The 12,412-nt window shown below is 35.3% G+C and carries 15 protein-coding genes and 1 pseudogene; 7 read left to right on the plus strand and 9 right to left on the minus strand.

Annotated elements, in window-relative coordinates; all coding sequences use genetic code 11:
* Positions 1-2: 2 nt before the first annotated feature.
* Positions 3-704, minus strand: coding sequence for a Rha family transcriptional regulator (locus BM350_RS01465; RefSeq protein ID WP_090912955.1), 702 nt, complete (start codon positions 702-704; stop codon positions 3-5).
* On the minus strand, positions 689-946 hold the full coding sequence (locus BM350_RS01470; RefSeq protein WP_090912953.1) for a helix-turn-helix domain-containing protein: 258 nt from the start codon (positions 944-946) through the stop codon (positions 689-691). Before BM350_RS01470 ends, BM350_RS01465 begins: the two co-directional genes overlap by 16 nt.
* Positions 947-1,089: 143 nt before the next feature.
* Between BM350_RS01470 and BM350_RS01475 the strand changes: the two genes are divergently transcribed.
* From BM350_RS01475 to BM350_RS27210, 3 genes and pseudogenes are all read left to right on the plus strand, one after another.
* Positions 1,090-1,518, plus strand: a complete 429-nt coding sequence (locus BM350_RS01475) for a helix-turn-helix domain-containing protein (protein WP_090912951.1) — start codon at positions 1,090-1,092, stop codon at positions 1,516-1,518.
* Positions 1,519-1,540: 22 nt separating this feature from the next.
* Complete coding sequence (locus BM350_RS01480; protein ID WP_090912949.1) at positions 1,541-1,969, plus strand: ImmA/IrrE family metallo-endopeptidase; 429 nt, start codon at positions 1,541-1,543, stop codon at positions 1,967-1,969.
* Between the two features lie 15 nt (positions 1,970-1,984).
* Positions 1,985-3,128, plus strand: a pseudogene (locus tag BM350_RS27210) (site-specific integrase).
* A gap of 108 nt (positions 3,129-3,236) precedes the next feature.
* On the opposite strand, the gene glnA reads toward BM350_RS27210, so the two are convergent.
* The 4 genes from glnA to hflX form a co-directional block, all read right to left on the minus strand.
* Positions 3,237-4,571, minus strand: a complete 1,335-nt coding sequence (gene glnA / locus BM350_RS01490) for a type I glutamate--ammonia ligase (protein WP_090912947.1) — start codon at positions 4,569-4,571, stop codon at positions 3,237-3,239.
* Between the two features lie 48 nt (positions 4,572-4,619).
* Positions 4,620-4,961, minus strand: coding sequence for a MerR family transcriptional regulator (locus BM350_RS01495; RefSeq protein ID WP_090913681.1), 342 nt, complete (start codon positions 4,959-4,961; stop codon positions 4,620-4,622).
* A 223-nt stretch (positions 4,962-5,184) separates the two neighbouring features.
* Positions 5,185-6,456 carry a methionine gamma-lyase family protein gene (locus BM350_RS01500; RefSeq protein ID WP_090912945.1) on the minus strand — a complete coding sequence of 424 codons (1,272 nt, stop codon included), beginning with the start codon at positions 6,454-6,456 and terminating at the stop codon, positions 5,185-5,187.
* Positions 6,449-7,729, minus strand: coding sequence for a GTPase HflX (gene hflX, locus BM350_RS01505; RefSeq protein WP_090912943.1), 1,281 nt, complete (start codon positions 7,727-7,729; stop codon positions 6,449-6,451). The genes BM350_RS01500 and hflX overlap by 8 nt, the downstream gene beginning before the upstream one ends.
* Positions 7,730-7,817: 88 nt before the next feature.
* On the opposite strand from hflX, the gene BM350_RS01510 reads away from it, so the two are divergent.
* From BM350_RS01510 to sspL, 3 genes are all read left to right on the plus strand, one after another.
* Positions 7,818-8,441 carry a trimeric intracellular cation channel family protein gene (locus tag BM350_RS01510; protein ID WP_090912941.1) on the plus strand — a complete coding sequence of 208 codons (624 nt, stop codon included), beginning with the start codon at positions 7,818-7,820 and terminating at the stop codon, positions 8,439-8,441.
* A 187-nt stretch (positions 8,442-8,628) separates the two neighbouring features.
* Positions 8,629-8,772: a hypothetical protein gene (locus tag BM350_RS26715; RefSeq protein ID WP_170857635.1), complete on the plus strand. Its 144-nt coding sequence runs from the start codon at positions 8,629-8,631 to the stop codon at positions 8,770-8,772.
* A gap of 6 nt (positions 8,773-8,778) precedes the next feature.
* Entirely contained in the window at positions 8,779-8,913 is a 135-nt protein-coding gene (sspL, locus tag BM350_RS01515; RefSeq protein ID WP_090912939.1) for a small, acid-soluble spore protein L, read from the plus strand.
* Between the two features lie 39 nt (positions 8,914-8,952).
* On the opposite strand, the gene spoVK is transcribed toward sspL, so the two are convergent.
* Positions 8,953-9,909 (minus strand): stage V sporulation protein K, encoded by a 957-nt coding sequence (gene spoVK / locus BM350_RS01520; protein WP_090912937.1) that lies wholly within the window; start codon positions 9,907-9,909, stop codon positions 8,953-8,955.
* Between the two features lie 119 nt (positions 9,910-10,028).
* Here spoVK and BM350_RS01525 point away from each other — a divergent pair, with 119 nt between their 5' ends.
* Complete coding sequence (locus tag BM350_RS01525; protein WP_090912936.1) at positions 10,029-10,991, plus strand: tyrosine-type recombinase/integrase; 963 nt, start codon at positions 10,029-10,031, stop codon at positions 10,989-10,991.
* A 117-nt stretch (positions 10,992-11,108) separates the two neighbouring features.
* On the opposite strand, the gene hfq is transcribed toward BM350_RS01525, so the two are convergent.
* Positions 11,109-11,333: an RNA chaperone Hfq gene (gene hfq / locus BM350_RS01530; protein WP_000813896.1), complete on the minus strand. Its 225-nt coding sequence runs from the start codon at positions 11,331-11,333 to the stop codon at positions 11,109-11,111.
* Between the two features lie 24 nt (positions 11,334-11,357).
* The gene (gene miaA / locus BM350_RS01535) at positions 11,358-12,308 is read right to left on the minus strand and encodes a tRNA (adenosine(37)-N6)-dimethylallyltransferase MiaA (RefSeq protein ID WP_090912934.1); all 951 of its coding nucleotides are present in this window, start codon (positions 12,306-12,308) and stop codon (positions 11,358-11,360) included.
* Positions 12,309-12,412: the final 104 nt, after the last annotated feature.

Consider the following 12,412-nt stretch of genomic DNA (forward strand, 5'->3'; position numbering starts at 1 on the left):
TTTCAAACTATTGGTCTCCAGCCATTTATAAAGTTCAAAGCTTCCTCAAAATCCTTCTTCAAAATGTCACGATAACTATTAACATTGAATGTATCTTTCAAATTACGCCCCAATAATCCGAATAGCTTGCGAGTAGAATCATGTATTTCTCTATCTACATGCTCGTTTTCCCATAAGAAGTAGATTCTTTTGGCTTTACTCTTCTCCAGAATACGTTGCTGACCGTAATCAATAGTTAATTGCGTTTCAATTTTTTCTTCTAAGGATGTAACTCTGTTGTTTAAATCCAGTGTCCCTGTTGCTAGCAGTTTAATTTGACTGTAAGTGTTTCCTAGCATTTCTTGCTCCCCTTGTATTTGCCTTTTCATTTTTTCAAATTGCATAACATATGTAGCAGTAAAAAGTACTCCCTTTTCACCGGTTAATTTATTTGCTACCAAGTCACAACCCTTACGAGTTAAGAGATACTTTTTGTAAGCTTTGTTATTACCCTCAGTGGTATAATTGTCCTCTACAAAAAAATTCTGAGAACGCATTTTTGCGTTTTCTAAAATTTTTATATAATTTTCAATACTTCTTAATAAATCCGTGTGACGTTTACCTATCATATTTGCAACTTCTCTACTATCAACTAACAATTTTCCACCCTGATTTATAACTCCTAATGAAAACTTCTCTTCCACTACAGCTAGTTGGTCGTACATTTCGACTCCTCCCCACTATATTTAACTTGTATTTCCGTCATTTTTGTCAATAAATTAAGGTCTAACTCCAAAACAGAAGCTAACCTTATAAAAGTTTTCAAACTAGGAGTATACCTGTCATTTTCAATATCGGAAAGGTAATTCCTAGATATAGAAGCTGATTTTGATACTTCAATTTGTCGCAACTTTTTATTTTGACGACTTTTTTTGACTATCATCCCCAGTGTTTCATGGTGTTCCATCAGTTAATCACCGCCTTACAAAAATTATTGTACGGTATTTCCGTCATATTGTAAATAGATTTTATATTGTTTTTCCGTCATTTTTGCATTAAACTTTTCATAAAGGTCGATAATACCGACATTTTAGGAGGGAAACATGCCTTATGAGCATATCAATAAACATAAAAAAATATAGGAAAGAAAAGAAAATGACACAAAAAGCCTTAGCAGAAAAAGCTAATATTTCACGCTCGTATTTAGGCGATCTTGAAAGTGGAAGATACAATCCTAGTTTAGACACATTAAGAACAATCGCTTCCGCTTTAGATATTGATATTAATTTATTACTTACTGAAGATGGAGCTACTCAAACAAGTAACCTTACTTCAAAAGATGAAAAAGACATAGCAAAGAGAATGGAAGAAATAAAAAGAGATCTTCAAGGTGAAGATGGTTTAATGTTCTCTGGCGAACCTATGAGTCCGGAAGCTGTAGAATCGTTATTGGACGCAATGGAATACATCGTGAAACAAACTAAAGTAATCAATAAAAAATACGTTCCTAAGAAATATCGTAATACTAACAATAACTGATGCGAGCTTAGGAGGGAAAACATTGAAATTCGTCATAAGAGATCTAGTCAAACAACTTTGCAAAAAATACAACACGAATAACCCCTATGAGCTTGCAGATTACTTAAAGATTAATATACTAAACTGGGATCTACACGAGGAAATAAACGGATTTTACAAATATGAAAAAAGAAATCGTTTTATTGTTATTAATAATAATTTATCTCCATCCATGCAAAGAACGGTTTGTGCTCATGAATTAGGACATGCAATCCTACACACTCATGCAAATACACCTTTTCTGCGTAAGAACACATTTTTTTCTGTTGATAAATTAGAGATAGAAGCAAATACTTTTGCTGCGCTTTTGTTAATTGATGATACAACCATTAATCTTGGAGATACAAAAGCATGTATAGCATATAAAAATAATATCCCAGTGGAACTCTTAGAGTTTTATACATTTTATTGAAGGAGAGGAAATAAAATGGCTAGTTTTCGAAAAGTAAGTAACGGCTGGCAATATCGTATTAAATTCAAAGACCCTTATACTCAAGAGTTTAAAGAAAAAACTAAACGTGGATTCAAAACAAAAAAAGAAGCCCAAATCGCTGCGGCTGAAGAAGAAAAAAATATTGAATGGTTTAGAAGTTGAAAGCACCCTTACATCATTAAAGTATTACCTTCGTGACTGGTTAAAATTATTTAAAGAAAATACAGTTAGAAAAAACACTTTTATTCTACATGAGCGTAATATTGCAAAACATTTAATTCCTTATTTCAAGAACATCAACTTAAAAGAGATTAAACCTATGATGTATCAAAATTTCATCAATCACTTGACTGATAAAGGATATAGTAAACGCACAATAGAAATTATCCATGGTACAATGCATAACGCTATGAAAAAAGCTGTTAGTTTAAAAAAAATTGAATACAACCCTTGTGAAGACATAGTAATTTCTAATAAAAACAATAAAGAAAAAGAATGTCTCAAGTATATGCGAACTGAAGACATCCCTCTTTTTCTAAAAAATACTTATCAATATAACTATATCTATTATATCTTTTTCAAAACTCTAATCAATACAGGCATGCGAAAAGGTGAAGCTGCAGCATTACAATGGAGTGATATTGATTTCAAAGAACAAACAATCAACATCACTAAAACATTAGATTTTTCAGCCAAAAAAGGTGAGAACCTTTTTGGAGATACAAAAACCTTTACTTCTCGCCGTACCATTTTAATACCTAAACTATTAGTTAACGACTTACTTAATCATAAGAAATGGCAAAACGAAAACAAACTTGTTTTACAAGAAGCGTATAAACATGAATTAGATTTAGTATTCACTAAAGTAGACGGTAGTTTTTTACCGAAATCAACTTTATTCAACGCTTTTTCTCGAATCCTTAAGAAAGCAGATTTACCAAAATTAGAAATTCATTCGCTTCGACATACACATGCGGTTCTTCTATTAGAATCTGGTGCAAGTATGAAATACATTCAAGATCGTTTGGGACATAAAAATATCGAAATCACTTCGAACGTTTATTCACATATTAGTGACAAGATTAATAAAGATTCCATCGCAGAATTTGAAGCCTATATGAATGATGTTTTGGGTTAAAAAATTTTTTCGATTTTTTGTGGCTGTTTTTCTTTTCATACTTTTAACATTGATTTAGCCACAAAAAGAAAAAAGCCCCGATACAAGTAGTATCAAGGCTTCCAACTCTTAGTAAAGAGTCATATATTGATCGCGTTCCCATTGGTGAACTTGCGTACGGAACATATCCCACTCAATTTCTTTCGCTTCAATAAAGTGCTCAAGTAAGTGTTCTCCTAACGCACCGCAAATGATTTCGCTTGATTTTAGTTCATTTAATGCTTGTGCTAATGTAGCTGGCAAATCAATAATGCCTGCTTTTTCGCGTTCTTCTGGAGTCATTACATAAATGTTACGATCTACCGCAGGTGGTACCGCTAGTTTATTTTTAATCCCATCAAGACCTGCTGCTAGTAATACAGCCATTGCTAAATATGGGTTTGCAGCTGGGTCTACGCTACGTACTTCTACACGCGTACTTACACCGCGAGATGCAGGGATACGGATTAACGGGCTACGGTTTTGTGCAGACCACGCTACGTAACAAGGTGCTTCATATCCAGGTACTAAACGTTTATAAGAGTTTACAGTTGGATTTGTTACAGCTGTAAAGCTTGGTGCATGTTTTAAAATACCTGCGATGAAGTGGCGAGCATCGTCACTTAATTGTAAATCACCATTTTGATCGTAGAATACGTTCTCACCATTTTTGAATAGTGATAAGTTACAGTGCATACCAGAACCGTTTACACCAAATAGTGGTTTTGGCATAAATGTTGCGTGTAAACCGTGTTTACGCGCGATTGTTTTTACAACAAGTTTAAACGTTTGAATATCGTCGCATGCCTTAATTGCACTTGCATATTTGAAGTCAATTTCATGTTGCCCTGGTGCAACTTCATGGTGAGATGCTTCAATTTCAAAGCCCATTTCTTCAAGTTCAAGAACGATATCACGACGGCAGTTTTCCCCTAAATCCATCGGAGCAAGGTCGAAATATCCACCATTATCATTTAATTCTAATGTTGGATTTCCTTTTTCATCAACTTTAAATAAGAAAAACTCCGGCTCTGGCCCAAGATTGAAATCAGTGAAGCCTAGTTCTTCCATTTCTTTTAACATGCGTTTTAAGTTGTTACGTGGATCACCTTCAAACGGTGTACCGTCTGCATTATAAATATCACAAATTAATCTCGCTACTTTCCCTTTTTCAGCAGTCCACGGGAAGACTACCCATGTATCTAAGTCTGGATATAAGTACATGTCAGATTCTTCAATGCGAACAAATCCTTCAATAGAAGATCCGTCAAACATCATTTTGTTATCTAGAGCTTTTGTTAACTGACTAACTGGAATTTCTACGTTTTTAATACTTCCTAAAAGATCCGTAAATTGCAGACGGATATACTTTACATTCTCTTCTTTCGCTAAACGGAAAATATCTTCTTTTGTGTACTTTGCCATGTTCAATTCCTCCTTAGTCCCTCTAAACATTCTCAAAATTATCAATCATTAATGAAAAAACCTTGAAATATCACCTTGTCGTAAAGACGTTCGATTAAATCTGCCTGTATGTTGCAGTTCATCTCGAAGAATTTTACGAAGCTCAGATTTCGAAATTTCCTTCACTTCTTCTCTTACTTGTTTCGCCTCTGATTGATTTTCCTTCATTAGTAGTACTTGCTTAATACCAGCCATGTTTAAACCTTGATCTAACAAATCTTTAATCTCTAACAATTTATCTACATCGTTAAATGAAAATAATCTACGATTTCCTTTTGTACGGGTTGGGGAAATCAATTTATGTTCTTCATAGTAACGAATTTGACGTGCAGATAATTGTGTTAAATCCATAACTATACTTATTGGAAACAGCGGAGCAGAACGTCGATCATTTTGCGTCACTTCAGTTCCCCCTTCGCCTTAACTTGATTCTCATTCTATACCATGTTATGTATCATGTCAACAGATGTTAGCTTTTCTTACATGGTTTTTCCGAAAAATTTTTTCACTCTTATTAAAATGGCTCAATTCATTACTTATATACAAAAAAGCCGCCAAAATTGGCAGCCTTTATTTAAGAAATTACTAATAGATTTTTTTCAATAAGCGTATCAATAGCAGAACAAATCGCAATCTTCACATGCGAATATGTTAAGCCCCCCTGTACATAAGCAACATAAGGCGGACGAATTGGACCATCTGCTGATAATTCAATACTCGCACCTTGAATAAATGTACCTGCAGCCATAATCACATCGTCTTCATACCCCGGCATGTAATTTGGATATGGTGTAAAATGCGCATTAATCGGTGATGCATATTGAATCGCTTGGCAAAATGCAATCATACGTTCTTTATCATCAAATTGAACAGATTGTATTAAATCTGTTCGCGGCGCATCCCAAGTTGGCGATGTATTCATACCAAGCCTTTCTAAAAAGGCCGCTGTAAAAATCGCACCTTTTAGTGCTTGACCAGCAACATGTGGCGCTAAGAAAAACCCTTGATACATCTCTTGTAAACTATATAAAGATGCACCAGCTTCTGCTCCAATACCTGGGGACGTTAAACGATATGCACACGCTTCTACATATTGCTCTTTTCCAACAATATAGCCGCCCGTTTTCACAATGCCGCCACCCGGATTTTTAATAAGTGAACCTGCCATTAAATCTGCATCGACATGACACGGTTCTAGCTCTTCTACAAATTCTCCGTAGCAGTTGTCTACAAACACAACAACATCCGGTTTAATTTCTTTTACAAATGCAATCATTTCTTTAATTTCGGCAATTGTAAATGACGGGCGAGTTGCATAGCCCTTTGAACGTTGAATCCCAATCATTTTTGTATTTTCATGGATTGCCGCTTGCACTGCAGCAAAATCAACACGTCCCTCTTCTGTTAAAGCAACTGCCTGGTAACCGATATTATACTCTTTAAATGAGCCAACACCTTTTCCGCGAACACCAACAATTTCTTCTAACGTATCATATGGCTTCCCAGTTATATATAACAATTCATCACCAGGGCGTAAAATTCCAAACAACGCTGTAGAGATTGCATGAGTTCCAGAAATAATTTGCGGACGCACGAGACCTGCTTCTGCCCCAAATACATCAGCATACACTTTTTCTAACGTATCACGGCCGATATCATCATAGCCATATCCTGTTGTTGGAATAAAATGCACGTCACTAATTTTATGATTACGAAAACTTTCTAACACACGAAATTGATTACTTTCAATTACTCCATCAATATATTTATGTATTCCCGCAACTTGCATTTCTACTTCTTTTACAATCGGGGCAATCTTTTCCCCATTCTTCAATCGATTAAACATCTTCTTTCTCTTCTCCTTTTCTCGTTGAATATTTATGGATTTGTCCGTTTAGCGGAGAATGAGCAAAAATATACCCTGTACATTCGTATGCTTGCTTCTCTTCTCGAAACGTCATTGCTTTTAATACTGTTTCTGTTTTTAAAAGCGTCAACAATCTGCCTTCATGCACCGGAATCATTAATTCATACGAATCCATTCGCTTCATCATTTCTATTTCTACAACTTCTTTTAATTTTTCTAAATCCACCGCTTGAAAAGCACTTGTCATAATAAAATCATTCTTCGGGAACGGAATGAAGTTTGGATGTAACTTATCTTTTTTATTGTACACAGTAATAATTGGAATGTGATCAAATTCAAGATCTTGCAATAATTTTTTCACCGTTTCTTCATGCCCAATATAATTTGGATCAGCTGAATCGATAACATGCAAAATAACGTCCGCTTCATTTACTTCTTCTAACGTGGAACGAAATGCTGCAACTAACGATGTCGGTAAATCTTGAATAAACCCAACTGTATCTGTTAATAACACTGTATATCCACATGGCAACTGCATTTTACGTGTCGTCGGATCAAGAGTTGCAAACAGTAAGTCTTCCTCAAATGTATCAGCCGCTGTTAATCTGTTAAACAGCGTAGATTTTCCAGCATTCGTGTATCCAACTAAAGAAACTTGAAAAACCTGATTTTCCTTACGTCGTTCACGGTATCTTTTGCGATGCTCTACTACACCAGAGAGTTGCCGTTTAATTTCATCAATGCGAGAACGAATATGACGACGATCCGTTTCTAACTTCGTTTCCCCCGGACCTCTTGTTCCAATACCACCACCAAGACGAGATAACGCTTGCCCTTGTCCTACAAGACGCGGCAACGCATATTGAAGCTGCGCAAGTTCCACTTGCAATTTCCCTTCTCTCGACTTCGCGCGCTGAGCAAAAATATCTAATATCAGTTGTGTACGATCAATAACTCTCGCATCTAACTGTGCTGATAAATTTCGAATTTGGCTCGGTGTTAATTCATTATTAAAAATAATAACATCTGGTTCTAGTTCTTCTGCAAGCAAAGTAAGCTCTTCTAACTTCCCCTTCCCGATATACGTTGCTGGATGGAACTTAGAACGCTTTTGCACCGCCATAACTAACACTTCTGCTTGTGCTGTTTTTGCTAATGAAGCTAGCTCTTCCATTGAATGTTCAAAACGTTCGTCATCATCTTGGGGTAATTGACAGCCAACTAGTATCACTTTTTCTTTTTTTTCTAACAAATATCTTCACTCATCCTTTTCGAAAATTAAACCTTCTAATATAATAGCAGAGTAAAAACATTTCATCTAGTTAGTGGGGGAGAATTTCATGGCATGGGATTTATTTAGCATCATTGGTACAATTGCCTTTGCTTTAAGCGGAGCAATCATCGCGATGGAAGAAGAATATGATATTTTTGGGGTTTATATTTTAGGGATGGCAACCGCCTTCGGAGGAGGCGCAATGCGCAATTTATTAATCGGTTATCCAATTGTTTCGTTTTGGCAACAAGATATGCTATTTCAAATTGCACTATTATCAATAACTATTATCTTCTTATTTCCAAATAAACTTATCAAACATTGGAAGCGCTGGGAAAATATCACCGATGCAATTGGTTTATCTGCTTTTGCAATTCAAGGTGCACTATATGCACAAAAACTAAACTTGCCAATTAGCGCAACGATTGTAGCATCTGTGTTAACAGGAATCGGGGGTGGTATTATCCGTGATTTATTAGCACGCCGAAAACCACTTGTACTACAATCAGAGATTTATGCACTTTGGACAATTTTGGCCGGATTGTTAATTGGTGCTAAAATTGTTACGAGTGACTCAGCATTGTATATTTTATTCGTTCTTATCGTATGTTTCCGTATGATTTCTATCTATTACAAATGGCATTTGCCACATCGTAGTGTAGAAAAGATTGAACATTTCAGTGATCGATAAACAAATGAACCCTTTACTTTTTTTGTAAAGGGTTTTTCTACTTTCCCCTATCCTAATCAAAAAAACATTCCGCTTAATCCTCCTTATCATCATTAGTAACGAAAAATACCACTCATGAAAGTATTATTTTATTGCATGTTTTTTGCACATATCCGTAAATACTATTCCATAAAGAGAGGTGAGACAAATGACAAAGCACGTGAATAAAGGGGCGCAAAGAAGTTCCGTAGATCAATTTGGACATGATGTAAATTCCGCATACGAAAAAAGCAAAAAAATGGAGCGCTATCACAAGGAATATCAACAAAAAGCAAAAGAAGAACAGGGGTGAGGTAAAATGGCAAAAGGAAATAACAAACGTAATCGTGGACAAAACAGCAGCGTTAATCCACAAGGACTTGCTTCAGATGTAGCAGATCAAAGTCCAAAAAGCCAATTAGAACAACGCGCAAAAACAAAGAATACGAAATAAAACACGAAGCATTACGCTTCGTGTTTTATTATAAACAATTTATGAACTGTGCGTTTCTTCTTCAAGTGTTAAATCACTACTAGAAATTGTTATTAAATCATATTTATCGTACGTTTCTTCCTGAAGCAACCTCATCGCTTGTGTACGAATAGACTTTTCCACAATATTACGAACGTAACGCCCATTGCTAAAAGAGGTAACCTGAGATGAATATTTTACTGCATTTAAATGATCGCGAAGATTCCACTCTGCCTCTTTTGATAATTGATACTCCCGTTCATCGTACATCCGTTTCCCTATCTCTAATAGTTGATTGACGGTGTAATCCGAAAACTCAATAATGAAAGGAAAACGAGATTGCAAACCAGGGTTTAGTGATAGAAAATGGTTCATCTCACGTGAATACCCTGCTAAAATGAGCACAAAAGCATGTTGCTTATCTTCCATATGTTTAACGAGCGTATCAATTGCCTCTTTTCCAAAATCTTTTTCACCACCACGCGCAAGCGAATAGGCTTCATCAATAAACAAAATCCCCCCCATTGCTTTTCGAATGAGGTCACGCGTTTTTTGTGCAGTATGCCCAATATATTCACCGACTAAGTCCGCTCGTTCCGCTTCAACTAAATGCCCTTTTGACAACACATTCATCTCAAATAATAATTTTCCAATCATCCTAGCAACAGTTGTTTTCCCCGTTCCTGGATTACCTTTAAACAACATATGAAGAACTTGTTTCTCTGATTTCAAACCCATTTCTTGCCGCTTTTTATTTACATAAATCCATGCATAAATTTCTTTTATAATTTTTTTGATTTCCTGCATTCCAACAAGCTTGCTCATTTCTTCTTCAATTCGCTGCAACATTTCATGTTTTGTAACAGTTTCAGTTGAAAGATTTTGCTTTTGTTCTGTAGAAGAAACAGAAACCTTCTTTCGGTGATTCAGCACAATGTTAATTTGGTTATTATTCTTCTTTCGCATCGACTGTTCCATACAATCACCTCATTTTTATCATTTCACTGACGAATATTGTCAACATTTGCGCTTTCCCAAGAAATAAACATTTTCTGAAAATTTTTGTTATAATATAAGAAAACTAGGGAGGTGGGACTATGTCAACAAAAGAAATTAATGATACAGTACAAGCTTTCTCTGCTTATTTATTAAACAAGGGACGAAAACCTTCAACTATTAAAAGATACGTCTACGACATCGAGGATTTTGTTCATTGGTTACAAAAAAACAAAAAAGTTTCTTCTAATAATATATGGGAGACTCTTTGTCCAAAAGACTATGAAGATTATTTTTCGGACTTAAAAATAAAACGTCATTACTCCGAAAAAACAATGCACCGTGTTTTCATTGTGTTAAATCGACTGTATCATTTTTTAAACTTGCCTAGCCCACTAAAAGACATGGAACTTATTATACAGCCAGATCGTACATTGCGAGATGAAGATTTCATTTCGCCACAAGAAGAACAGCGTTTAAAATATATTTTAACTTCTTTAGAAGGACTGTCAGATAAACAACGACCTGTACGTCCATTACTCATGGATCGAAACGTATGCATTATTATGCTTCTGCTCGATTACGGTTTATCGTTACAAGAACTCGTCTCATTGAATATGCAGCATGTCCATTTTGAAAATAATACATTATCTATTCCCGCCGTATCTGGAATAGAACGAGTCATTTCATTAACTGAAGAAGATAAAAAAAAGCTATATCATTACTATAAAAAAATTCCCGAGCCAGTACGCCCAAAATACCATAGCTCGGATCCATTATTTGTAGCCTTTGATTTTAATCGAAATACATTCCGTTGGGTATATGAAAATGACGCTCCAAAAGCATTAACAGAAATTTCCGTACAAAAAATGATTCGACTTGAAGTAGCACGCGCAGGACTGCGCAAAGGTATCTCTGGTCAGCATTTACGCAATACATTTATTTTACGACTCATTCAACACCACATTCCTGAACAGGAAATTATAAAACGTATTGGTTTCAAGTCAAAGATTTCATTAAAAAGATATTATAACTATGCAAAGCAAAAAGAAAACGCCTCGTAATAGGCGTTTTCTTTATTTTTAAAGGGATTTCCACCAGTAAGAAGTGCCCAGACTTAGCTGGGCACGCAAATAAAAAAGAGCGAATGATTCGCTCTTTTTGCTATGTACAATTCTTTACTATTCTAATTCGATTGAAACGTTCTTTTGTGGAACAAATGTAGAAATCGCATGTTTATAAATAAGCTGTTGCTTACCTTCTGTTTCCAACAATACAGTGAAATTATCAAAACCTTTAATTAAACCACGAAGTTGGAAGCCATTTAATAAGTACAGCGTGACAAACGTATTCTCTTTACGGAGTTGGTTTAAAAATTGATCTTGAATATTGATTGATTGCTTCATGTCGAATCCTCCTCTTTTTCTCTACTACTTATTATTCGACTTAAGTTGTAGCTTTCCTTCTGTGTACTGTAAAATTTCTCGAAATTTTTCACCACTTGTAACATCAAACCACTCAACATCCATTTTATTACGGAACCAAGTTAATTGTCGTTTTGCGTAGCGGCGAGAATTCGTTTTTAAAGCGATTACCGCTTCTTCTAACGACGTTTTCCCATCAAAATATTCATACAGTTCTTTATAACCAATCGCTTGAATAGATTGACAATCTCGAATTTTTTCTTCATACAAGCGCTTAACTTCATCTAATAAACCTTGCTCCATCATAATGTCTACACGTAAATCAATGCGACTATATAATAAATCTCGATCCATTGTTAGACCAATTAAAGCAACGTCATATAACAATTCATTTTCTTGTTGTTCTAATTGATCACTCATTTTTTGCCCTGTTGTATGAAAAATTTCTAAAGCACGAATGACACGTCTTACATTGTTTGGATGAATACGCTTTGCGCTTATTGGATCAACCTCTCCCAGCTTCCCATGTATATACTCTACACCATGTTCCTCTGCTAATTGTTCTAACTGTTTACGGTACGCATGATCTCCCGGCTCATCAGAAAACTGGTAATCATATAACACGGATTGTACATATAAACCTGTTCCACCAACAATTATAGGTAGTTTACCACGATTTGTAATATCTTCTATATGACCGCGTACAAGTTCTTGAAACTCAGCAACAGAAAAGGAATCTTCTGGATTTTTTATATCAATCATATAATGCGGAATTCCGTCCATCTCTTCTTCCGTAACTTTCGCCGTACCTATATCCATATTACGATAGATTTGCATTGAATCGCCACTTATAATTTCCCCATTTAACGCTTTTGCCAATTCAATGCTAAGCTTTGTCTTTCCAACTGCAGTTGGTCCAATAATAACAACAACTTTGTCCTGTTTTTCTGCTCCCATACACTTCAACTCTCTTTATGTAACATTATACATCTGATTATTATACCCAATCTTACCAATTTTAATAGCCAAAATGCAAGTTATCTTATTACGGTAATTGAAAT

The organism is Bacillus sp. 103mf, from assembly GCF_900116295.1.
GTDB lineage: Bacteria > Bacillota > Bacilli > Bacillales > Bacillaceae_G > Bacillus_A > Bacillus_A bruguierae.

Excerpts from the sequence above, each read along its gene's own strand:
- BM350_RS01495 (WP_090913681.1), bottom strand. The coding sequence starts at position 4,961 with ATGGATTTAACACAATTATCTGCACGTCAAATTCGTTACTATGAAGAA.
- hfq (WP_000813896.1), bottom strand. The coding sequence starts at position 11,333 with ATGAAGCAATCAATCAATATTCAAGATCAATTTTTAAACCAACTCCGT.
- sspL (WP_090912939.1), top strand. The coding sequence starts at position 8,779 with ATGGCAAAAGGAAATAACAAACGTAATCGTGGACAAAACAGCAGCGTT.
- BM350_RS26715 (WP_170857635.1), top strand. The coding sequence starts at position 8,629 with ATGACAAAGCACGTGAATAAAGGGGCGCAAAGAAGTTCCGTAGATCAA.
- spoVK (WP_090912937.1), bottom strand. The coding sequence starts at position 9,909 with ATGGAACAGTCGATGCGAAAGAAGAATAATAACCAAATTAACATTGTG.
- BM350_RS01475 (WP_090912951.1), top strand. The coding sequence starts at position 1,090 with ATGAGCATATCAATAAACATAAAAAAATATAGGAAAGAAAAGAAAATG.
- BM350_RS01525 (WP_090912936.1), top strand. The coding sequence starts at position 10,029 with ATGTCAACAAAAGAAATTAATGATACAGTACAAGCTTTCTCTGCTTAT.
- BM350_RS01465 (WP_090912955.1), bottom strand. The coding sequence starts at position 704 with ATGTACGACCAACTAGCTGTAGTGGAAGAGAAGTTTTCATTAGGAGTT.
- BM350_RS01510 (WP_090912941.1), top strand. The coding sequence starts at position 7,818 with ATGGCATGGGATTTATTTAGCATCATTGGTACAATTGCCTTTGCTTTA.
- BM350_RS01500 (WP_090912945.1), bottom strand. The coding sequence starts at position 6,456 with ATGTTTAATCGATTGAAGAATGGGGAAAAGATTGCCCCGATTGTAAAA.
- glnA (WP_090912947.1), bottom strand. The coding sequence starts at position 4,571 with ATGGCAAAGTACACAAAAGAAGATATTTTCCGTTTAGCGAAAGAAGAG.
- BM350_RS01470 (WP_090912953.1), bottom strand. The coding sequence starts at position 946 with ATGGAACACCATGAAACACTGGGGATGATAGTCAAAAAAAGTCGTCAA.
- miaA (WP_090912934.1), bottom strand. The coding sequence starts at position 12,308 with ATGGGAGCAGAAAAACAGGACAAAGTTGTTGTTATTATTGGACCAACT.